The sequence below is a fragment of the Kitasatospora sp. NPDC057223 genome (genome assembly GCF_042669755.1).
In the GTDB taxonomy this organism is placed as follows: Bacteria; Actinomycetota; Actinomycetes; order Streptomycetales; family Streptomycetaceae; genus Kitasatospora.
The window spans coordinates 1-21,699 of sequence record NZ_JBHUWW010000143.1; the positions used below are offsets into that span (position 1 = coordinate 1).

At 73.0% G+C, this 21,699-nt stretch carries 16 protein-coding genes; 6 read left to right on the top strand and 10 right to left on the bottom strand.

All coding sequences use genetic code 11. From position 1 onward, the window contains the following. Positions 1-280: 280 nt before the first annotated feature. The 5 genes from ACFUK0_RS33815 to ACFUK0_RS33835 all read left to right on the top strand — a co-directional run bounded on the left by ACFUK0_RS33815 (position 281) and on the right by ACFUK0_RS33835 (position 8,492). Positions 281-1,642 (top strand): ABC transporter substrate-binding protein, encoded by a 1,362-nt coding sequence (locus tag ACFUK0_RS33815; RefSeq protein ID WP_380256679.1) that lies wholly within the window; start codon positions 281-283, stop codon positions 1,640-1,642. Positions 1,643-1,751: 109 nt separating this feature from the next. Beyond that, a complete protein-coding gene (locus ACFUK0_RS33820) occupies positions 1,752-2,753 on the top strand; it encodes a carbohydrate ABC transporter permease (protein WP_380256681.1) in 1,002 nt (333 codons plus the stop codon). Between the two features lie 11 nt (positions 2,754-2,764). Next, the gene (locus ACFUK0_RS33825) at positions 2,765-3,652 is read left to right on the top strand and encodes a carbohydrate ABC transporter permease (protein WP_380256683.1); all 888 of its coding nucleotides are present in this window, start codon (positions 2,765-2,767) and stop codon (positions 3,650-3,652) included. Positions 3,653-3,758: 106 nt separating this feature from the next. Beyond that, on the top strand, positions 3,759-6,734 hold the full coding sequence (locus ACFUK0_RS33830) for a carbohydrate-binding protein (protein WP_380256685.1): 2,976 nt from the start codon (positions 3,759-3,761) through the stop codon (positions 6,732-6,734). 99 nt (positions 6,735-6,833) lie between these two features. After that, positions 6,834-8,492, top strand: coding sequence for a glycoside hydrolase family 13 protein (locus ACFUK0_RS33835; RefSeq protein WP_380256687.1), 1,659 nt, complete (start codon positions 6,834-6,836; stop codon positions 8,490-8,492). Between the two features lie 28 nt (positions 8,493-8,520). Here ACFUK0_RS33835 and ACFUK0_RS33840 read toward each other — a convergent pair whose 3' ends face one another. Continuing rightward, positions 8,521-8,721 (bottom strand): hypothetical protein, encoded by a 201-nt coding sequence (locus tag ACFUK0_RS33840; protein ID WP_380256689.1) that lies wholly within the window; start codon positions 8,719-8,721, stop codon positions 8,521-8,523. 266 nt (positions 8,722-8,987) lie between these two features. Between ACFUK0_RS33840 and ACFUK0_RS33845 the strand changes: the two genes are divergently transcribed. Next, the gene (locus ACFUK0_RS33845; protein WP_380256691.1) at positions 8,988-10,091 is read left to right on the top strand and encodes a PLP-dependent cysteine synthase family protein; all 1,104 of its coding nucleotides are present in this window, start codon (positions 8,988-8,990) and stop codon (positions 10,089-10,091) included. Between the two features lie 39 nt (positions 10,092-10,130). On the opposite strand, the gene ACFUK0_RS33850 is transcribed toward ACFUK0_RS33845, so the two are convergent. The 9 genes from ACFUK0_RS33850 to ACFUK0_RS33890 form a co-directional block, all read right to left on the bottom strand. Further along, the gene (locus tag ACFUK0_RS33850; RefSeq protein ID WP_380256693.1) at positions 10,131-10,955 is read right to left on the bottom strand and encodes a DeoR/GlpR family DNA-binding transcription regulator; all 825 of its coding nucleotides are present in this window, start codon (positions 10,953-10,955) and stop codon (positions 10,131-10,133) included. Positions 10,956-11,033: 78 nt separating this feature from the next. Then, entirely contained in the window at positions 11,034-13,442 is a 2,409-nt protein-coding gene (locus ACFUK0_RS33855; protein WP_380256695.1) for a right-handed parallel beta-helix repeat-containing protein, read from the bottom strand. 170 nt (positions 13,443-13,612) lie between these two features. Further along, entirely contained in the window at positions 13,613-14,512 is a 900-nt protein-coding gene (locus tag ACFUK0_RS33860) for an MOSC domain-containing protein (RefSeq protein WP_380256697.1), read from the bottom strand. Between the two features lie 203 nt (positions 14,513-14,715). Beyond that, positions 14,716-15,534, bottom strand: coding sequence for a DUF6643 family protein (locus ACFUK0_RS33865; protein WP_380256699.1), 819 nt, complete (start codon positions 15,532-15,534; stop codon positions 14,716-14,718). A gap of 343 nt (positions 15,535-15,877) precedes the next feature. Beyond that, a complete protein-coding gene (gene mscL / locus ACFUK0_RS33870) occupies positions 15,878-16,321 on the bottom strand; it encodes a large conductance mechanosensitive channel protein MscL (RefSeq protein WP_380256701.1) in 444 nt (147 codons plus the stop codon). 229 nt (positions 16,322-16,550) lie between these two features. Continuing rightward, positions 16,551-17,756, bottom strand: coding sequence for a DegT/DnrJ/EryC1/StrS family aminotransferase (locus ACFUK0_RS33875; RefSeq protein ID WP_380256703.1), 1,206 nt, complete (start codon positions 17,754-17,756; stop codon positions 16,551-16,553). Beyond that, on the bottom strand, positions 17,740-19,281 hold the full coding sequence (locus ACFUK0_RS33880; RefSeq protein WP_380256705.1) for a hypothetical protein: 1,542 nt from the start codon (positions 19,279-19,281) through the stop codon (positions 17,740-17,742). The genes ACFUK0_RS33875 and ACFUK0_RS33880 overlap by 17 nt, the downstream gene beginning before the upstream one ends. Beyond that, on the bottom strand, positions 19,281-20,348 hold the full coding sequence (locus tag ACFUK0_RS33885) for a GNAT family N-acetyltransferase (protein WP_380256707.1): 1,068 nt from the start codon (positions 20,346-20,348) through the stop codon (positions 19,281-19,283). The genes ACFUK0_RS33880 and ACFUK0_RS33885 overlap by 1 nt, the downstream gene beginning before the upstream one ends. A 47-nt stretch (positions 20,349-20,395) precedes the next feature. Further along, positions 20,396-21,532 (bottom strand): glycosyltransferase, encoded by a 1,137-nt coding sequence (locus ACFUK0_RS33890; protein ID WP_380256709.1) that lies wholly within the window; start codon positions 21,530-21,532, stop codon positions 20,396-20,398. Between the last annotated feature and the right edge of the window lie 167 nt (positions 21,533-21,699).

A 21,699-nucleotide genomic window follows, 5' to 3' on the forward strand; every position in this document is an offset into this window, starting at 1 on the left:
GTGTGGCGCCAGGTCCGAAGGGACCGGGCGCCACACCCTTCGGCGTTCCCGGGTGCGTTTCGCCGCCCGGGCCAATGACTCTGCGTTACGGACGAGTGCATCAATGATTAAGATTTTGCGCTGATTGATTGACATCTTGCGGCGCAGACTTCTACTGTCGGCGCGAAGCCGGGCGCTCGACGTCGGGCCACCCCACCCCATCGCGCAAGTCCGTTGCAGCGGCGTGCCCCGTCCCCCGGGGCCGCGTCTGCCGACGTTCCCAGGAAAGGCCCTGATCCCCATGGACGGCATCAGAACCCGCCAGGCCCTCGGGCTGAGCATCGCCACCGCACTGGCCCTCGGTCTCACCGCCTGCGGCGGCCCGTCGTCCGGCCCGGCAGCCGGAGGAGGCGACGGCGTGGTGACGATCAGCGTCAACGGCATGCCGGCGGCCACTCAGACCGTGGACCGCAAGAACTTCGAGGACGACGTCAAGGCCTTCGAGGCGAGCCACCCGAAGATCAGGATCGATGCCCGCGAGGGGCAGATGGACCCGACCACCTTCGCGGCGAAGCTGGCGGGCGGGCAGCTGGAGGACGTCTACTACGTCTACTTCACCGACCCGGCCGGCCTGATCCAGCGTCACCAGGCCAAGGACATCACCGCCGAGCTCAAGGACTTCCCCGGCCTCGCCGACATCCGGCCCGCGCTGCAGGACGTGTTCCGGGACTCCGCCGGCAAGGTCTACGGCGTGCCGGAGGGCAACTACTCGCTCGGCCTGGTCTACAACCGCGCGCTCTTCACCAGGGCGGGCCTGGACCCGGACAAGCCGCCGGTCACCTGGGACGAGGTCCGTACCGCCGCCCAGAAGATCACCGCGCTCGGCGACGGCGTCACCGGCTACGCCGAGTACAGCAAGAACAACCAGGGCGGCTGGCACCTCACCTCGTGGATCTACTCCATGGGCGGCGAGGTCGCCGCCCAGCAGGACGGCAAGTGGAAGGCCGCGTTCAACTCGGACGCCGGCCGCAAGGCGCTGCAGATGCTGCACGACATGCGGTGGACCGACCAGAGCATGGGCACCCGTCAGCTGCTGGAGATCCCCGACGTCCAGAAGATGATGGGCTCGGACAAGCTCGGGATGTACATGGCCGGGCCGGACAACATCCCCACCATCGTCAAGCAGTTCGAGCGCAAGTACGAGGACTACGGCCTGGCCGCGCTGCCCGGCACGGCCACCCTCGGCGGCGGCGACGGGTTCATGTTCAACCCGAAGGACACCCCGGAGAAGGTGAAGGCGGGCCTCACCTGGCTCCAGTGGAAGTACCTGAACCCGGACCGCGAGGAGGAGATCACCAAGAAGTCGGTCGGCGGCTCGATCCCGATCGGCCTCCCGCAGCCCAACCTGTGGGCCGGCGCCTCCGCCGCCAAGGTCGACGCGATCCACCAGAAGTACGCCAACGTGCCGGTGCAGAACTTCAAGCCGTTCGTCGACCGCAGCGACTCCGTCAAGGTCAAGGTCGAGCCGCCGAACGCCCAGCAGATCTACACCGTCCTGGACGCCGTCATGCAGGCGGTGCTGACCGACAAGGACGCCGACATCCCCGCGCTGCTCGCCGGCGCCGAGGGCAAGGTCAACAGCATCCTGGCCACGGTCAAGTGACCTGACCCCGGTGTGGAGGCCGACGGCCGACCCCCGAGGCGTCGGCCTCCATCCCCGGCCCCGCGCCGGACCCCCAAGGACCAAGGCAGAGCAGGAAACGAGCCAGCCCATGACGGCCGAACCCTTCACCGCGCACCGAGCCCCGGAGCGCGCAGTCACCCAGCGGGAGACCGGCGGGCGCGAAGCCCCCCGCCCCGGCAGTACCGGCGCCCCCGCCCCCGCCCCGCCCTCCGCCTCCGAGCGGCTGCGCCGCAAGGTCCGCGACAACCTGGTCGCCTACCTCTTCCTGACGGCAGGCATCCTCTGCTTCGCGCTGTTCTCCTGGTACCCCATCGTCCGGGGCGTGCTGCTCAGCTTCCAGCAGGTCAACTTCGCGGAGCCCGCCCGGTGGGTCGGGCTGGACAACTTCCGCCGTCTCCTCGACGACCCGCTCTTCCTGACCGCCTGGCGCAACACCGGCTGGTTCACCCTGCTCGCACTGGTCTTCGGCTTCGCCGCGCCGTTCGCCACGGCCGTCGTGCTGAACGAACTCCGGGACGGCCGGGGCTACCTGCGGATGACGGTCTACCTGCCGGTGATGCTCCCGCCGGTCGTCACCATGCTGCTCTGGCGCTGGTTCTACGACCCGGGCCCCGGCCTGTTCAACAACGCGCTGAAGGTCCTGCACCTGCCGGCCCAGCAGTGGCTGGAGTCGCAGAACCTGTCGATGGTCTCGCTGGTCCTGGTCTCCACCTGGGCGAACATGGGCACCACGACGCTGATCTACCTGGCCGCCCTCGGCGGGATCCCCGGCGAGCTGTACGAGGCCGCGGAGCTGGACGGCGCCTCGATCCGGCAGCGGCTGTGGCACGTGACCGTCCCGCAGATGCGCTTCATCCTGATGATCACCCTGCTGCTGCAGGTGATCGGCACCATGCAGGTCTTCGTCGAGCCGTTCGTGCTGACCGGGGGCGGGCCGAACGACGCGACCGTGACCGTCCTGCTGCTGCTGTACCGCTACGCGTTCGTCTACAACGACTTCGGCCTGGCCAGCGCCATGAGCACGGTGCTCTTCGTGGTGCTCGGGCTCTTCGCGGGTGTCTACCTGCGCCTGACCCGGACCAAGGGCTGAGAGGAATCCCCATGGCTGCCGAATCCGCTGTCCGCACCCTGGTCGCGCCGACCGAGATGAGCCGCCGGGCCGGCCGGTTCATCTACCGCTTCGTCCTGGCCGCCACGCTGGTGAGCTTCACCGCCGCCTTCGTCTTCCCGCTGTACTGGATGGCGAGCGGCGCCGTGAAGTCCTCCGCCGAACTCGCCCAGCCCGCGCCCACCCTGCTGCCGCACAGCTGGCACCCGGAGAGCTACGCGGACGCCTGGTCCAGCGTCGGGCTCGGGCACTACTTCCTCAACACGCTGCTGCTGGCCGCCGGAGCCTGGGCGTTCCAGCTGCTGGTGGACGTCTCCGCCGCGTACGCGCTCTCCAAGCTGCGGCCGGTGCTCGGGAACGTGGTCCTGGGGATGATGCTGGCGACGCTGATGCTGCCGGTGTCCGCCCTGCTGGTGCCGACCTACCTGACGGTCGTGGACGTGCCGCTGATCCACGTCAACCTCATCAACACGCCGTTCGCGGTCTGGCTGCCGGCCGCCGCCAACGCGTTCAACATCTTCATCCTGAAGCGCTTCTTCGACCAGATCCCGGCCGAGCTCCTGGACTCCGCGCGGATCGACGGCGCCGGCCCGGTCAGGGTCCTGGCCTCCGTGGTCCTGCCGCTGTCGCAGCCGGTGCTCGCCGTCGTGTCGATCTTCGCGGTGGTCGGGGTCTGGAAGGACTTCCTCTGGCCGATGCTCGTCCTGCCGGACCCGGCCAAGCAGCCGATCACCGTCGCACTCAACCGGCTCTCCATCGACATGCCGGCCAACCAGTTGCTGGCCGGGATGGTGATGGCCAGCATCCCGCTGCTGGTGCTGTTCCTGATCTTCCAGCGCCACATCCTCGCGGGCCTGACCGCGGGCAGCCTCAAGGGCTGACGGCCCGCCGCCTCCTGACCCAACCACGCAAGGTCCACCCGCGCCGGGCCCCCCACCGATGCCCGGCCACCCCCACACTCGGCAACGAAGCCGGGAAGGACACACCGTGTCAGCTCTCAAGAACAACCCCCGCAGACGTGCCCGGCTCGCCCTGCCCGTCCTGATGTCGATGATCGGCGCGGTCGCCCTCTGGGGCGTCACGCCGTCCGCCCACGCGGCGACCACCGTGGTCGAGGCGGAGTCCTCCGCCCTGGCCGGTGGTGCTTCGGTCGGTACGGATCATGCCGGTTTCACGGGTTCGGGTTTCGTCGGTGGGTTCACCGACGCGAACAAGGGGAGTGCGTCGACGTCGTTCCAGGTGCAGTCGGCTGCGGCCGGTGCGGGGTCGGTGCGGGTCCGGTACGCGAACGGGACGGGTGCGGCGATGACGCTGAGCCTGTACGTGAACGGGTCGAAGGTGCGTCAGGTGAGTCTGCCGGCGACGGCGAACTGGGACAGCTGGGGTACGAGTGACCAGGCGGTCACCTTCGCGGCCGGGGCCAACACGGTCGCGCTGACGTTCGGTGCGGCAGACAGCGGCAACGTCAACCTCGACAACATCACCGCCGTCACCCCGGACCCGGGCACCACCCCGCCGCCGGCCACCGGTCAGATCGAGGCGGAGTCGGCAGTCCTGTCGGGTGGTGCTTCGGTCGGTACGGATCACGCGGGTTTCACGGGTTCGGGTTTCGTCGGTGGGTTCACCGACGCGAACAAGGGGAGTGCGTCGACGTCGTTCCAGGTGCAGTCGGCTGCGGCCGGTGCGGGGTCGGTGCGGGTCCGGTACGCGAACGGGACGGGTGCGGCGATGACGCTGAGCCTGTACGTGAACGGGTCGAAGGTGCGTCAGGTGAGTCTGCCGGCGACGGCGAACTGGGACAGCTGGGGTACGAGTGACCAGGCGGTCACCTTCGCGGCCGGGGCCAACACGGTCGCGCTGACCTTCGGTGCGGCAGACAGCGGCAACGTCAACCTCGACAACATCACCGTCACCGCACCCGGCGCCACCACGGCCCCGCCCACCACGGCCCCGCCCACCACCCCGCCCCCCGCCGGCAGCCCCACGCACCAGGCCGAGGACGCGTTCTTCTCCGGCGGCCCGTCCGTCAGCACCGCCGCCGCAGGCTCCACCGGCACCGGCTACCTCACCGGCTTCGCCGCCCAGGGTGCCCGCGCGGTGTTCTCCGTCAACGCTCCCACGGCGACCGGCTACCCGGTGGCGCTGCGCTACCGCACCTCCGGCACCGGCGCGGCCTCGATCACCCTCACCGCCAACGGGCTGAAGGTCCAGCAGGTGGCCCTGCCCGGCACCGGCGGGGCCTGGAGCAGCGTCAGCGTCAGCACCCCGCTCCGGGCTGGCCTCAACACCGTGACCCTGCGCACCGAGGCGGGCGACGCCGGCAGCCCCGACCTGGACGGCATCACCGTCACCGGCGCAACCGCCAACGCCACCCGCGGTGCCACCGTCCCGTACACCACGTACGAGGCGGAGGACGGTGCCACCAACGCCGGCACCGTCGGCCCGGACCGCAGCTACCTGTCGGTCGCCGCCGAGGCCTCCGGCCGCAAGGCCGTCGTGCTCGACAGCACCGGTGAGTACGTCCAGTTCACCCTGACCAAGCCCGCCAACGCGCTGACCCTGCGCTACTCCCTCCCGGACAACGCGGCGGGCACCGGCACCGCGGCCACACTCAGCCTGTACGCCAACGGCAGCCAGGTCCGGGACATCGATCTCAGCTCCAGGTACAGCTGGGTATACGGCGGTTACCCCTACAGCAACGACCCCGCGCAGGGCTCCGGGCACCACTTCTTCGACGAGACCCGCCAGATCGTCGGCGACTTCCCGGCCGGGACGGTGCTGAAGTTCCAGAAGGACGCGGCCGACACCGCGGCCTCCTACACGCTGGACCTGGTGGAGGCCGAACAGGTCGCCCCCGCCCGGTCGATGCCCGCCACCGGCTTCGTGTCCGCCACCACCCTCGGGGTCACCGCCGACGACGGCAGCGACGACACCAGCGCGCTCAACAGCGCGGTGGCCAACGCGAAGTCGCAGGGCAAGGGTCTCTGGCTGCCGGCCGGCACGTACAACATCTCCGGTCACGTCAACCTCACCGGCATCGCGCTGCGCGGCGCCGGCGAGTGGGCCACCACGCTGAAGGGCCTGAACGGCAAGGGCGGCCTGTTCGGGCAGGGCGGTACCAACACCGTCCAGGACCTGACCATCGCCGGGGACGTCTCCTACCGCGACGACGCCAACTTCGACGCGGCGATCGAGGGCAACTTCGGTACCGGCTCGACCATCCAGGACGTCTGGATCGAGCACACCAAGGTCGGTCTCTGGATCGACGCGCCCACCGACGGCCTGTTCGTCGACGGGCTGCGGATCCGCGACACCTTCGCCGACGGCGTCAACCTGCACAAGGGCACCGTCAACACCGAGGTGTGGAACACCAGTGTCCGCAACACCGGCGACGACGGCCTCGCGATGTTCTCCGAGGGCCAGGCGGTCGCCAACTCGGCCTTCCGCTTCAACACCGTCCAGTCGCCGTTGCTCGCCAACGCCGTCGGCATCTACGGCGGCAACGCCAACCGGGCCGAGGACAACCTGCTCGCCGACACCGTCACCGGTTCGGCCGGCATCGCGATCAGCAGCCGCTTCGCGCCGGTGCCGTTCAGCGGCACCACCTCGGTGCAGCGCAACACCCTGCTGCGCACGGGCGGCCTGGAGCCCAACTGGAACAGCAGGTTCGGCGCCCTGTGGATCTACGCCGACAGCTCCGACATCACCGCACCCGTGCTCGTCCAGGACCTCGACATCCTCGACAGCACCTACAGCGGCATCCTGCTCTCGTACCAGAAGACCATCACCAACCTGACGGTCAAGAACGTGCGGATCCAGAACACCGGCGCCTACGGCGTGGAGATCATCTCCAACGGCTCGGGCAGCTTCTCCGGTGTGACCGTCACCGGCACCGCCTCCGGCGGGCTCAGCTCCAGCGGTACCTTCACCGTCAACCGGGGTACCGGTAACACCGGTTGGTAATGCCCGCCCCGATCTGCAGTACCCGGTCCGCCCCGTCGTAGGGGCGGACCGGCCTCGCCCCGCGCGGGCCCCGCTTCCGAACAGCCTGGAGAGACCACCGTGTCCGAGACCAACACCCCCGCCGCTCCGCCGTGGTGGCGGCACGCCGCGATCTACCAGATCTACGTGCGCAGCTTCGCCGACGGCAACGGCGACGGCATGGGTGACCTCGCCGGTGTCCGCGACCGGCTGCCCTACCTGCGCGATCTTGGCGTGGACGCCCTGTGGTTCAACCCCTGGTACCTCTCGCCGATGGCCGACGGCGGCTACGACGTCGCCGACTACCGGGACATCGACCCGCTGTTCGGCACGCTGGCCGAGGCGGAGCAACTGATCTCCGAGGCGCACGACTTCGGCATGCGGGTGATCGTCGACCTGGTCCCCAACCACTGCTCCGACCAGCACGACTGGTTCCGCCTGGCGCTGGCCGCCGGCCCGGGATCGCCCGAGCGGGAGCGGTTCTGGTTCGTCCCCGGCCGCGGCGAGTCGGGTGAACTGCCGCCCAACGACTGGCAGTCCTACTTCGGCGGCAACGCCTGGACCAGGATCACCGAGGCCGACGGCACCCCCGGGCCCTGGTACCTGCACATGTTCGCGCCCGAGCAGCCGGACCTGAACTGGGAACACCCGGACGTCCGGGCCGAGTTCGAGTCCATCCTGCGCTTCTGGCTGGACCGGGGGGTGGACGGGTTCCGGATCGACGTCGCCCACGGCCTGGCCAAGGAGCCCGGCCTGCCCGACGTCGGCCCCGACCCCGACGTCACCCGCCTGCCCTACCAGGACTGCGACGCCGTCCACGACATCTACCGCAGCTGGCGCAAGATCTCCGACTCCTACGGGGGCGAGCGCGTCTTCGTCGGCGAGGTCTGGCTGCCCACCCCCGAGCAGTTCGCCCGCTACCTGCGCGCCGACGAGCTGCACTCCGCGTTCAACTTCGACTTCCTCTGCTGCGCCTGGGACGCCGAGGCGCTGCGCGAGGTCGTGGACACCACCCTGGCCGCCCATCTGCCGGTCGGCGCGCCGCCCACCTGGGTGCTCTCCAACCACGACACGATCCGCCACGTCACCCGCTACGGCCGCGCGGACACCTCGTTCGACATGGGCGACAAGCGGCTCGGCGACCCGAGCGACGTCGAGCTGGGCCGGCGCCGGGCCCGTGCGGCCGCGCTGCTCACGCTCGCGCTGCCCGGCGGCGTCTACGTCTACCAGGGCGACGAGCTGGGGCTGCCCGAGGTGCAGGAGATCCCGGACCACCTCATCCAGGACCCGACCTTCGTCCGCTCCCAGGGCGCCGACCGCGGCCGGGACGGCTGCCGGGTGCCGCTGCCCTGGTCGGGCGAGCCGGGATCGCTCGGTTTCTCGCCGGCCGGCGCGGGCGCCGCGCCGTGGCTGCCGCAGCCCTCGGGCTGGGCGGGTCTGAGTGTCGCGGCCCAGCTGGCCGACCCCGGATCGGCGCTGTCGCTCTACCGGGAGGCACTGGCGCTGCGACGGGAGCGGCTGACCGCGCTCACCGAGACCCTGCGGTGGGAGGAGGCAGGCCCGGGCGCGCTGTCCTTCGCGCGCGACGGCGGGTTCCGCTGCCTGGTCAACCTCGGGGAAGTTCCGGTTGCGCTGCCGGAGGACTCCGTCGTCCTTCTCAGCAGCTCACCGCTCGTTACCGGCGTTCACGGGGAGCGGTCGCTCCCGACGGACGCCTGTGCGTGGTTCACGATCGGCTGACGGGTCTCCCGCCCGGAGGCGGGGCGGATCAGGCGAACGACGGCCGGCGGCCGAACGGGCGGCGCAGCAGGCGCCCGCCCTTGCGGACGGTCGCCGGCTGCTCCGCCGCCGCCCGGCCCGCGAGCCGGTCGGCCTCGTGGTCCGAGATGCGCGGCGGGGGGCCGTACCCGGTGTCGGTGTCGGGCTGAAGCTGGGTCAGTGCTGCGACGAGTACGGAGTAGTCGCTCATTGTCGGGCTCCTTTCGGGTTACTTCCTATGACCTCAAGGATGACCGGCCGTCATGACGACGGTTTTGCAGGCGAGTCTCGATCGGGTGGCCGTTCGGTGGACGTTTGCCCTCGGGTGTTACGACGGCTTGCGCGGATGTTACGGGACGATAAGCGGAACCTGGGTTCCCAGTAACGGTTACTTATCGTAGTCGAATGTTACGATCGGTGCGGGTGTGCAGCAGGCATTCCCCTGCGGCTGATGTGCCCCCAGCGAGAAGAGTTGCGATGACCACCGAGACCGTCGACGTGGACCGGTCCGACCCCGCCTACCGGACCTGGCTCAAGGAGGCCGTCCGCCGGGTCCAGGCCGACGCCAACCGCTCCGCGGACACCCACCTGCTGCGCTTCCCGCTCCCTGCCGGCTGGGGGATCGACCTCTACCTCAAGGACGAGTCCACCCACCCGACCGGCAGTCTCAAGCACCGGCTGGCCCGCTCGCTCTTCCTCTACGGGCTCTGCAACGGGTGGATCCGCCCCGGAAAGCCCGTGATCGAGGCGTCCAGCGGCTCCACCGCCGTCTCCGAGGCCTACTTCTCCGGCCTGATCGGGGTGCCGTTCATCGCCGTGATGGCCAGGACCACCAGCCAGTCCAAGATCGACCTGATCGAGTTCCACGGCGGCAGCTGCCACCTGGTCGACAACGCCTGCGAGGTCTACGAGGTCGCCACCCGGCTCGCCGAGGAGACCGGCGGCCACTACATGGACCAGTTCACCTACGCCGAGCGGGCCACCGACTGGCGGGGCAACAACAACATCGCCGAGTCGGTCTTCGCCCAGCTGCGCCTGGAGCCGCACCCCGAACCGGCCTGGATCGTCGCCACCGCCGGCACCGGCGGCACCTCCGCGACCATCGCCCGGTACGTCCGCTACATGCAGCACGACACCCGGATCTGCGTCGCCGACCCGGAGAACTCCTGCTTCTTCAAGGGCTGGGTCGAGCACGACCCGGCCGCCGTCTGCGACAGCGGCTCGCGGATCGAGGGCATCGGCCGGCCCCGGATGGAGCCCAGCTTCGTGCCCGGCGCGATCGACCGGATGATGAAGGTCCCGGACGCCGCCTCGATCGCCACCATGCGGGTCCTGGAGGAGGTGCTCGGCAAGAAGGCCGGCGCCTCCAGCGGCACCGGGCTGTGGAGCGCGCTGCGGATCGTCGCCGAGATGCGGGCGGCGGGCCGGCGCGGCAGCGTCGTCACGCTGATCTGCGACCCCGGCGACCGCTACCTCGACAAGTACTACTCGGACGACTGGCTGGCCGGACAGGGCATCGACATCGCGCCCCACCGGGCACGGCTGAGGGAGTTCCTGGCCGGCGGAGCCTGGACGGGCTGACCGTCCGGTCAGCTCTCGTCGGGCGGGCCTGAAGGCGGATCAGGCCGTCGGCCTGGTCCGGGCCGACGGGGCGAGGACGACCTCGCGGACGTGCTCGCCGGCGGCCGCGGCGGCGTCGGCGGGCAGCCCCTCGTCGGTCACCCAGGTGTCCGCCTCGGCGAGTTCGGCGAAGGTGGACAGCCCGAGGACGCCCCACTTGGTGTGGTCGGCGACCAGGACCACCCGGCCGGCCGAGTCGATGAACCGCCGGTTGGTCTCGGCCTCGGCGATGTTCGGGGTGGAGAGACCCGCCTCGGCGGAGAGGCCGTGCACACCGAGGAACAGCAGGTCGAAGCGGAGCGAGCGGATCGCCCGGTCGGCGACCGGGCCGACCAGCGAGTCGGACGGCGTGCGCACCCCGCCGGTCAGCACCACCGTCGCGTCCGCGCCCTCGCCCCGGCGGCGGGCCTGCTCGAAGACGTCCGAGACCGGCACGGAGTTGGTCACCACCGTCAGCCGTTCGATGCCGGTGAGGAGCCCGGCCAGCGCGAACGTCGTCGTGCCGCCGGAGAGCGCGACGGCCGAACCGGGCGCCACCAGGGCGGCGGCCGCGCGGGCGATGTCCTCCTTGGCGGAGGGCTCCAGCGCCGACTTCGCCTCGAAACCGGGCTCGTGGGTCCGGGCGGACCCGGCCGGGACGGCGCCGCCGTGCACCTTCTCCAGTACGCCGGCCCGGGCCAGCGCGTCGAGGTCGCGGCGGATCGTCATGTCCGAGACGTTCAGCCGCCGGGTCAGCTCGTTGACCCGGACGCCGCCGCGCCGCCGCACCTCGTCCAGGATCAGCGCCCGGCGCTGCTCGGCCAGCAGATTGCCGTTGTCCGCCACGTGCGCGGCCGCCTTTCGCCGATCGGGGTCGGTCCCTCGCGCCATCCTCGCACGGGCCCCCGGCCGGAAGCACGGGCCCTACGGGGTCCCGGCCCCCGGGAGGTCCGCCGGGACGAGCAGCTGGAGCTCCTCGGTGGACGGGTCGGCGAGGTGGGCGACCCGCATCGCGTGCCGTTCGACCATCGTCTCGAACACCTGCCGGGCGGTGCGGCCGTTGCCGAAGCCGGGCCCGCGCTCCAGCCCGGCGAAGTGGTGCAGCAGTGCGCCCTCGGTCGCCTCGGCCAGCGCGTACTCGTGCTCGGCGCACTGCGAGCGGGCGATCTCCAGCAGCTCGCCGGCCGTGTAGTCGGGGAAGGTGACGGTGCGGGAGAAGCGCGAGGAGACGCCGGGGTTGGCGGACAGGAAGCGCTCCATCTCCAGCGTGTAGCCGGCCACGATCACCACCACCTCGTCCCGGTGGTCCTCCATCAGCTTGACCAGGGTGTCGATCGCCTCCCGGCCGAAGTCCCGGGCGCCGTCCTCGGGGGCGAGGGCGTACGCCTCGTCGATGAACAGCACGCCGCCGCGCGCGCGGTCGAAGGCCGCGGCGGTGCGGATCGCGGTCGAGCCGATGTGCTCGCCCACCAGGTCGACCCGGGCGACCTCGACCAGGTGGCCCTGCTGCAGGACGCCCAGCGACGCCAGGATCTCCCCGTACAGGCGCGCCACGGTGGTCTTGCCGGTGCCGGGGGCGCCGGTGAAGACCAGGTGGCGGCGGAGCGAGGGCGCCTTCAGCCCGGCCTGCCGGCGGCGCCGCCCGACCGAGATCAGGTCGATCAGGGTGCGCACCTCCTGCTTGACGGTGGCCAGGCCGACCAGCGCGTCCAGTTCGGCGAGCGCCTCGTCGGCCGGCCGGCAGTCGGGGATCGCGGTGATCTGCGCGAGGGCGGGCAGCGGGGCCGCGGCCGCGGCGACGGCGGTGGCCCGGGCGCTCCGGGGCGTGGGCAGCGCGGTGGCGGCCTGCGGCTGGGCGGGGGCGACGTCGTCCGAGGTGCAGTGCTCGACCACCGGCCCCGGCTCGGAGAACTCGAAGCCGGCCCGCTCGTTCTGTTCGGCCCGGCAGCGGGTGAGGGAGGTGCGGCAGCCGTCGATGATGTGGAAGCCGAAGCCCTTGCCCTGCGAGACGCGGCAGTCCTCGAAGGTGCCGCGCCCCTGGGCGGAGATGTAGACCGCGGCCTCGGCGCTGCCCCGGACGGTGCACTCGCGCAGCACCGGGTCGGCGCCCTTGGTGACGATCACCCCGGTGGCGACCTCGGAGATCTCGCAGTCGGTGAGCAGCCCGCCGCTGCCGTGGTCGCGGAACCAGAGCCCGGTGCCCGCGCCCTGGACCCGGCAGCCGGACAGCGCGACGGTGGCCCCGCCGCTGACCGAGACGGCCGAACTGCGGATCCGGCTGAACGAGCAGTCCTTCGCGGTCGCCCGGGACTCGCGGTCCAGCACGAAGAGCGCGTCGGGCAGGTCGTGCAGCGAGCAGTCGGTCAGCGTCAGCTGGGCGCCGTCGCTGACCCAGAGCGCCGGGTAGTCGCCGCCGCTGCTGTGGATCTCGCAGCCCTCGGCGACGGCCGTGGTGCCGGTGTCCCAGACCGACAGGGCGCCGCGCCCGAAGTCGCGGATGGTGGTCTGCGCGAGGCTGAGCCGGGCCCGGCCGCGCAGGTCGGCGCCGTTCTCCGGCAGGTCGTGCACCCGGCAGCCGACGAGGGTGAGCTCCGCCTCGCCGTCCAGGGTGAGGCCGTTGCCGGTGACCCGGTGGATCTCGCAGTCGGTCAGCCGGCCGTCGGCGTGCGCCTCGGCCTGCACGCCGCTGCCGCGGATCTCGTAGATCTCGCAGGAGGTCAGCTCGGCGGCGCTGCCCGGATCGGTCAGCAGCACGCCGGCGCCGCTCGCGTGGTGCAGCCGGCAGCGCTGCAGGACGGCGGTGGCGCCGCCGAGCACGGCCAGCCCGGCCTGGCCGGCGGCCTCCACCTCGCAGTCCTCGAACACGGCGGCGGTGCCCGCCCCGCGCAGCCGCAGGCCCAGGCCCGCCGGGTTGTCCACCACACAGCCGCTGAGGGCCGGCCGGGCGCCGTCGGTGATCTCCACCCCGGCGGCGGAGCGGGTCTCCACCCGGCAGCCGATCAGCACGGGAGTCGCCTCCGGGCCGGTGATCAGCACGGCGGGGACGGAGCTGTCGTTGCCCTCGATCACCAGGGCCCGCACGGTCGCCCCCGCGGTGACGGTCAGCGCCACGCCGGACGGGGGATCGATCCGGACGCTGCCGAGACCCTCCGCCGGGACGAGGGTGACCGGCTTGTCGAGCACCAGGTTCTCGCGGAACGTCCCCGGCCGGACGGTCACGGTGTCGCCCGGTTCGGCCGCCGCCAGCGCCTCCGTCAGCGTCTCGTACTCCCCGGCGCGCCGCCGCCAGCGGGAGGCGCTGTCCTGCGTGACCCGGACCCTGTGCTCAGCCATCACGCTCCGCCATCCCCACCTTCGTCGAGCCCGCCTGCGTCCAACCCACCACCTCGGGCCCGCCCACCGTAGCGCGCCCGCGCCGCCCCGCCGGGCCGACAGTCGCTCCCGCGTTTCAACGAGTGCGCACAGTTTCGGTTCCGACGCCGCCCGGCATCCGCCGGCCGGTCCTAGTCGGCCGCACCGGCGGGCCACGGCGGACGGGTCTCCAGCACCGTCACCTCGTCCCCGAGCCGGAGGACGCCGAGGACGTCACCCGTCACACCGGCGGGGCGTTCGGGGATCAGGTTCTGCCCGAACGAGGCCTTCTTCAGCAGCCGGTGGTGCTTGGCGAGGGTGCGCAGCGGCTCGCGCCCGCGCCGTTCGCCGTTCTCCTGGTCCGTGGTGGTGACCACGCAGCGTCCGCAGGGCTTGACGGCCCGGAAGGTCAGCTCGCCGATCCGGACCCGGTGCCAGGTGTCCTCCGCCCAGGCCTCGGTGCCGCTGACCACGAGGTTCGGGCGGAAGCGGCTCATCGGCAGCGGCTGCGCCTGCTCGCCCGGCCCGGCCTGCGCGTCGGGGTCGGCGGCGATCAGTTCGTTCAGCCGGTCGAGCGAGCCGGTGGTGGTGAGCAGCAGCGGGAAGCCGTCGGCCATCGAGACGCTCTCGCCGGGCCGCGCGAAGGCGGGGTCGACGGGCCGCCGGCGCGGGTCGTCCAGGTGGACGAGGCGGTAGGCGCCGACGTGCTGGGCGATCCAGGCCTGGGCCTTGTCGTCGGCCTCGGCGGCCTGGAAGCGGGTGCCCCACACCTCGACGTCGAGCAGGCGGTCCTGCCGGGCGGCGGAGGGGGCGGGCACCTCGACGCCGGAGCCGTCCGGGGCGGTGAGGGTGAGGGTGCCGTCCTCGGCGGGGGAGGTGCGGATCTGCCCGAGCGAGGGCTCCTCGCGCTGGCTGACGAACCGCCCGGTGGCGTCGACCAGCATCCAGCGGCGGTCCCCGGCCAGCCCCCAGGGCTCGACCCGGGCGCTCGCGGGGCTCAGCCGGTAGGTGGCCTTGACGGGGTACAGGTGGAGTCCGCTCAGCTGTGGCATGCCATCATCCTGCCAGCCGCGCGGCACTCGTCCGGGCGCCGGGTGGGGGGCGGCCGGAAGTGGCGGGGGAACGCGCACGGACCGCCCGGGTGCCGCGGTGCGGCGGTCCGGACGGTCCGTGGATGACCCGTTCTGCTCCGTACGCCCGGCTCTCGTCTCGCGCCGGGCTCTGCTCAGGTGGTGCGGGTGCGGCGGGGCTGGATTCAGTAGGCCTGACCCTGGGACTGGTAGCCGGGCTGGGCGTACTGGCCCTGCTCGCCGTAGGCGGGACGCTGCGGCTGGACGGGGCGCACGGGCGCCGGGCCGGCGGCCGGACGCAGCTGGTTGCCGCCGAAGCTCTGATCGGCCGCCTGCTGCGGGAAGCCCTGGCCGGTCTGGCTCTGGCCGCCGAACGGCTGTCCGGTGAAGGACTGCTGCCCGCCGAAGGACTGCCCGCCGAACGACTGCTGCCCGCCGAAGCTCTGGCCGCCGAAGCCCTGCTGGGCCGCCTGCGCACCGAACGGCTGGCCGCCGCCGACGCCCTGCGGGGCGGTGGCGAAGGTGTTCTGGCCGCCGAAGCTCTGGCCGCCGGACTGGTAGGCCGGCGCGGACTGCGGCTGCTGGAAGCCGGGCATCGGCGCCTGCGGGCGCTGCGACGGCACGTACGGCTGCTGCGGTCCGCCGTAGCCGGGCACCGGGGGCTGCGGTGCCGAGGCGTAGACGGGCTGCGCCGGGATGTAGGAGGTGGCGGGGCCGGCACCCGGGCTGCTGCTCGGCCCGGGGCCGAGCGCGAGGCGGGCGGGCGGCAGAGCGGGCAGGTTGCTGCCGGTGCTCTCGTACCCGGTGGAGTACCGGCTCTCGTAGGACGGGCCGAGGCCCGAGCCGTAGCCGGTGGACATGGCCGGCGGCAGGGCCGCGGGCACGTTGATCGGCGCGATCTGCGGGACACCGCGCTCTGCGACGAGGCTGTCGTAGATGGGCGTGCCGGAGGAGAAGGACGGAGGGGGGTAGCCGACTCCGTCGTAGGAGCGGGGCGAGGTCATGGGGCATACGGTAAGCCCACAATGTGCCTGCTGAGGAGAGCGGGAGGCCGGGCAGTTCAAGTGTTTACACACTCTTCGCTCGCACAAACCACTCGTAAGTAGTAACTTCCGACATTTCGGCGTCCAGTTCAGGCCACCAGGGCACGCCAAGCGACGGGTCGAACACGAATCGGGTGGCCGGATGTCCGCCCGCTGGGACACTCCGGGGCAGCCGGCCCAGGTTCACCCGTACCGGTGGGCGTGCGCCGGTACGGCCGAGCCCCCGCCCGCGGCGGACCGCCGGGTGGCGGCCCGCCGGAGAGCCTCGCAGGTGGGAGGCGTCGGCCGGGGGAGTCGACCGCGCTCAGCGGGTCTGCAGGGCCTGCGCCGGGAAGCCCGTCCGGCCGACCAGCTCGGAGGTGCAGAACGAGCAGCGCACCGCCGCCGCCGGCACCGGGCTCAGGCACTCCGGGCAGTCCGCCTTGGCGACCGGCGCCGGCTTGTCCGACTCGAAGCGGGACTGCAGGCGGCCGACCGGCACCACCACGACGAAGTAGATGACGGCGGCCACCAGCACGAAGCTGATCAGCGCGTTCACGAACACGCCGTACGGGAAGTCGGTGCCGGCGACCGCGAAGGTCTTCTGGGTGAAGTCGCCGACCGCGCCCGTCGCGACGCCGATGAGCGGGGTCAGGAAGGCGGTGACGAAGCCGGTGACGACGGCGGTGAAGGCCGCGCCGATGACGATGCCGACCGCGAGGTCCACCACGTTCCCGCGCAGCAGAAAGCTGCGGAATCCCTTGAACACCGGGCTTGCTCCATATCCGTGCTGAGGCCGGCGGTCCTGCGGTGCCGATGCTCGGTGCCGGTGGGCCGACCTGGTGAGGGTGGCGGGCCGAGGCCCTCCGGCCCGACATACTGCCGCCCCAACGGCCCAATGGTCCAACCGAGTTCACCCGATCCGCGTAACCGTCGGACCGACGTCCGAGGCTCGAAGACCTGTGCCTCGGGGGGGCGTTGCGGGCACCGGTGCGCGGTCAGCGCAGGACGGCCCCGAGGCGGTCGGCGTGTGACTGGATCCGTACGACGGCGTCGGCCGTCCGGCGCATCGTCGCCGCGTCCATCTGCGTCCACATCGGCACGGTGAGCACCGAGCCGGCCAGCCGGTCCGTGACCGGAAGGTTCTCCGCCTGGCCGAGATGCGCGTACGCCCGCTGGCGCTGCACCGGCGGGTGGAAGTACCGGCGGGAGTCGATCCCCTCGGCCTTCAGCGCGCGGGCCGACTCCTCGGCGGAGAGACCGAACACCTCGGCGTCGAGGATCAGCGTGAGGTCCTTGAAGGTCGAGACGTCGCCGGGCTCCGGCAGGGCGAGCCGCAGCCCCGGCAGGCCCGCCACCGCCGAGCCGAACGCCGCCGCCAGCGCCCCCCGGTGGGCCACCCGCCCGGGCAGGCCGGCCAGCCAGTTCAGGCCGACCGCCGCGTGCAGCTCGCTCATCCGGGCGTTCAGGCCGGGGAAGAGCGTGTCGTAGTCCCCCGGGTTGCCGTAGTCCCGGGCGATCCGCAGGGTGCGGGCGAGGGCGGCGTCCCTGGTCGCCACCAGCCCGCCCTCGCCCGCCACCGCCACCTTGGTCGGGCTCATCGAGAAGACCTCCGCCAGGCCGAAGCCCCCCACCGGCACCCCGCCCCGGCGGCTGCCGAACCCGTGCGCCGAGTCGTACACCAGCGGCACGCCCGCCGCGTCCGCGACCTCCTGGAGGCGCTCCGTCTGGCAGGGCGTGCCGTACACGTGGGTGGCCATCAGCGCGGCCGGGCGGTCGGCGGCCGCCAGCCGGGCGGCGGCGTCCGCCGGGTCCAGCGTGATGTCCTGCTCCCGGGCCTCCGCGAAGACCGGGGCGCCGCCGGCCCAGTGGGCCGCGTGCGCGGTGGCCGAGAAGGTGAAGCCCGGCATCACCACCGGACGCCCGCCGCCGACGCCGGCGGCCTGCAGGACCAGCATCAGGCCGGCCGTGCAGTTCGAAACGGCCACCACGTGCGGCACGTCCAGCAGTTCGGCGGCGCCCTCCTCCAGCTCGGCCACCGTCGGCCCGTTGGTCAGCTGCCCGCTGTCGAGCACGGCGCCGAGCCGCGCCAGCAGCGCCGCGCGGTCCGGCACCCGGACGCGGGTGAGCGGCAGGCCGGCCGGGAACGCGGGCTCCCCGCCGAGGAGGGCGGGCAGGGCCGGGCGGTCAGGGGTACTGGTCATGATGGGGTTGATCCCTCCGGGTCGGTGACGCTCCATCGGGCCCCGGCCCGCCGGTGCGGACGGGGAGGACGGGGTGGGCCTCGGGCCGGGCGGCGGGGCCCGGGGTGCGCCACTGGCCGGGTGCCACCCGCCAGACCGGCGCGCGCGGCCTGCGCCGGGCGGGGCGGCGGGCCCGGGCCGGCGCGGCGGCGGGGACGACCAGCAGCACCAGCGCCAGCGGCAGGACCTGGACGCGCTCGCGCGACAGGATGCCCATGTTGTTGATGGTCGAGAAGGCCCAGCAGAACAGCAGGGTGTAGACGGTCGCGAAGGCGACGTACGAGCGCTGCACGAACAGCCGGGGCAGCCTGCGCAGCCGGGGCCAGCCGCGGATGAACAGCACCAGCAGGCCGAAGGTCTCCATCGACTGGACCAGGTTCTGGATGTTGGAGGCCTCGAACGGGAACGGCCGGAACAGCACGCTCACCACCGCGACCGGCAGCCGGACGGGGTTGAGGCTGAACGTCGGCGCCGGATCGTCCGGCGCGGTGGCGCTGATCACCGAGTTCCCCTGGCTGGTGCGCCGCGAGGTCTCCGACAGCACCTGGTTGACGGCGTCGCCGCCGGTGCCCTGCGTCCCGAAGAAGGCGGACACCTGTTGCAGCATCAGCATCACCATCACACCCAGCACCACGGCGGTGACGGCGGTGCGCAGCGGCCCCAGCGCCCCGGCCCGGCGCGGCCGCCGGCGCAGCACGTACGCGGCCAGCAGGCCCGCCCCGGCCAGCAGGGTGACGTGCGGGCGGACCATCGCGGTGCCGAGCGAGCCCGCCGCGATGCAGGCGAACGCGCCGAACCTGTGGTCCAGCAGCCGGGCCACGCCGTAGGTGGTCAGGCCGAGGCAGAACATCATCCAGGCGTCCTTGCCAATGCTGGAGGGCCAGAACAGCAGCGACGGCAGGAAGAACACCAGCTTGGCGTACCGGCGGTGGTCCGCCTCGGGGAAGGCGGTCTGCAGGGCGCGCCAGAACAGCAGCAGCCCCCAGAACCCCAGCCAGGAGAACACCAGGAACCCGCCTACCAGCGACGGCCCGGTGATCGCGTAGACCACGCCGGTGACGATGACGACGAAGCCGGTGCCCGCGACCCTCATGCCCAGGTCGTAGTGGAATCCCGCGGAGAACAGGTCGGCCCGGTCCAGGTAGGCGGCGAGCTGGCTCCCCTTCTGGTGGTACATCTTGGCGTCCGCCGCACCGCCGTACAGCACGAAGGCCATCAGGTAGCGGGGAAAGGCGCAGAGCAGTTTGAGGGCCATCGCCAGCATCAGCAGCCGGAAGACGTCCCGGTCGGGGTTGGCGGCGGCGACCCGGGCGAGGATCGGAGTGCCGATCGCCATCAGCGCGGGCAGCACGAGCAGCGCGCCCCAGGTGTCGTACGAGGTGTGCACCATGGCGAGGACGAAGACCGTGACGTAGCCGGTCACCAGGGCGCCGGCGAGGACGGACGGCCACGGGAGGCTCCGGGGCCACCCCGCGGCTCGGGCCACTAGAAGACCTCCAGGTCACCGAGGCTGAACCGCCAGGAAGACAGGGCCAGTCCGGCGGGCGGCGGCCCGGCCGGTGTGCGTGCGGCGAGCGTCAGCCCGGTGCGCGGGGCCGTCAGGTAGCCGCTGCGCAGCGCGGCCCCGGCGGCCTCGGTGCCGGGGGAGAGGTGGGTGGCGACGTGGTCGCAGCCCGAGCGCGCGGCGGCCCGCAGCAGCCGGGCGGCGCTCGTCCGGTCGCCGGGGCGGACCACGAGGTCGGCGAGGGTGAACTCGGTGAGCGGGCCGCGCCGTCGGGGCCGGCCGAAGGCCAGGCCGGTGAGCTCCGTGCCGCGGTGGCAGGTGAGCACCCGGTAGTCCAGACCGGGGGCGTCCCCGTAGCGCCAGCGCAGGAAGGCCGGGGTGCGGGCGACGGCGAGCCGGCCGTCGGCCCGGTCGGCGGCTGCCCGCTCGCGCAGCAGCTCGCCCAACGGGCCCGTGTCGTCGGCGGGTTGGGCAGCGAACCAGTCGGCCGCGGTCGGCAGGGAGCAGCGCGGCGGCCCGGCGCGGCCGGCCTCCCGGCGGGCGAGCGCGGCTCTCGCGCCCCGGGCGAACGCCGTCGGGTGGACGGGGCGCAGGGCCACCGGCACCCGGCCGAGTTCGCGCCAGCCCATCCCGCGGTAGCCGGGCAGGCTGTTGCCGTTCGGCGTGTTGAAGACCAACTCGGTATCGTCCGCGACCTGTTCGAGCAGGTCCAGGGTGAGGCGGCGGAAGATCCCGCGGCCCCGGAAGTCGGGGTGGGTGGCGGTGTCCACCGGTCTGACGGCGCGTACGGTGCGGCCCGCCGCGGCGTCGTGCCACTCCCAGCGCAGGAACAGCCGGACGCCGGCCAGGCGCCCGTCGGGAGTCTCGGCGAGCAGGCCGGGGCTGGCGCCGAAGGGATTGCGGCGGTGCTTCCAGTCGAAGAAGTCCGCACTGCGGGAGCCGGTCGGCCCGCCCGCCAGCGCGGCGGTCAGCAACTCCAGCACGGCCGGGGTGTCGGCCGGGGTGAGCCGGCGCAGGGTCGGCTCGGCGCGGGTGGGCGGGGCGCTCACGTCGGGCTCCTTCGGATTGTCCGGGCGGGGCGGCGGGCGGGCCGAGGTCAGCGGCGGGGCCGCAGCACCCGTTGGTAGACCGCCTCGACGGCGGACTGGGCGCCCGCCACGTCGAAGCTCGCGGAGCGCGTCCGGGCGGCCGCGCCGAGCCGGCCGCGCAGGGCCGGGTCCGCGACCAGCCGGCCCAGCGCCTCGCCCAGCGCGCCGGGGTCGGCGGGCGGCACCAGGTAGCCCTGCTCACCGTCGTCCAGCACCTCCGGCATGCCGCCGACCCGGGTGACGACGGAGGGCAGGCCGCTGGTCATCGCCTCCATCAGGGCCACCGGCAGGCCCTCCTGTCGGGAGCTGAGGGTGAACACGTCCAGACCGGCCAGCAGGGCGGGGACGTCCGGCCGGGAGCCGGCGAACACCACGTCGTCCAGGCCGAGTTCGGCGGCCCGGGCGCGCAGTTGCCCGTCCAGCGGGCCGGCCCCGATCAGCACCAGCCGGGCCCGCGGGTGCTCGCGGCGCAGGGCCGCGTACGCGGTGAGCAGGGTGGCCTGGTCCTTCTTCGGGGTGAGGTTGCCGACGGTGCCGATCACCACGGCGTCGGCGGGCAGGCCCAGCGCGGCCCGCGCGTCGGCCCGGGCCCGCGGGCCGGTGGGCGCGCCCGCGAGGTCCGGCCCGTGGTGGACGACGCTCAGCCAGTCGCCCGGACGCCGCCGGCCGGGCGGGACGCTCGCCCCGACGGCGTGCGAGACGGCGATGACGGCGTCGTTGCGGCGGTAGGTCAGGGCGTTCGCCCAGCGGGTGGCGGTGCGGTAGCGGTCCCACACGTTGTGCTCGGTGTGGACCAGCCGGGGCGCGTGCCGTCCGAACGCCAGCAGCCGCACGGCGGCGGCCGGGACGGGCATGTGGGTGTGCACCAGGCCGTACCGCCGCTCGGCGAGCAGCCGGTGCAGCCGCCAGGGCCAGCGCGGGTCGGCCCGGCCGGGCGTACCGGGCGCACCGCCGAGGCAGTGCACGCGCAGGCCCGCCTCCGCCAGGGCGGGCGCGAGCGCGTCCTTCCACGGCAGCACGTACGCGATCTCGATCTCGTAGCGTGAAGTGTCTGCGTGCCGGGCGCAGTTGACCAGCAGCTGCTCCGCGCCGCCGCGGCCGAGGCCCTTGGCCAGCCAGAGCACCCGGGTGCGGCGGGGGCTCACCGGTCCTCCGCCTCGCGCAGCCGGCCGGCCGGTTCGCCCTCGGGCCGTCCGCTCTCCGGCCGTCCGCCGTCGGGTTCGGGCGGCACGCTGCGCGCGGCGTCGGCGCGCCGGGCCCAGCTGGGCCCGGGCTTGGCCGCGTGCTCCGGATCCGCCGCCGCGCGCGGGGC

Bases quoted from the DNA above. Each gene is read 5' to 3' on its own strand.
- ACFUK0_RS33815 (WP_380256679.1), top strand. From the start codon at position 281: ATGGACGGCATCAGAACCCGCCAGGCCCTCGGGCTGAGCATCGCCACC.
- ACFUK0_RS33820 (WP_380256681.1), top strand. From the start codon at position 1,752: ATGACGGCCGAACCCTTCACCGCGCACCGAGCCCCGGAGCGCGCAGTC.
- ACFUK0_RS33825 (WP_380256683.1), top strand. From the start codon at position 2,765: ATGGCTGCCGAATCCGCTGTCCGCACCCTGGTCGCGCCGACCGAGATG.
- ACFUK0_RS33840 (WP_380256689.1), bottom strand. From the start codon at position 8,721: ATGAGCGACTACTCCGTACTCGTCGCAGCACTGACCCAGCTTCAGCCC.
- ACFUK0_RS33845 (WP_380256691.1), top strand. From the start codon at position 8,988: ATGACCACCGAGACCGTCGACGTGGACCGGTCCGACCCCGCCTACCGG.
- ACFUK0_RS33855 (WP_380256695.1), bottom strand. From the start codon at position 13,442: ATGGCTGAGCACAGGGTCCGGGTCACGCAGGACAGCGCCTCCCGCTGG.
- ACFUK0_RS33860 (WP_380256697.1), bottom strand. From the start codon at position 14,512: ATGCCACAGCTGAGCGGACTCCACCTGTACCCCGTCAAGGCCACCTAC.
- ACFUK0_RS33865 (WP_380256699.1), bottom strand. From the start codon at position 15,534: ATGACCTCGCCCCGCTCCTACGACGGAGTCGGCTACCCCCCTCCGTCC.
- ACFUK0_RS33875 (WP_380256703.1), bottom strand. From the start codon at position 17,756: ATGACCAGTACCCCTGACCGCCCGGCCCTGCCCGCCCTCCTCGGCGGG.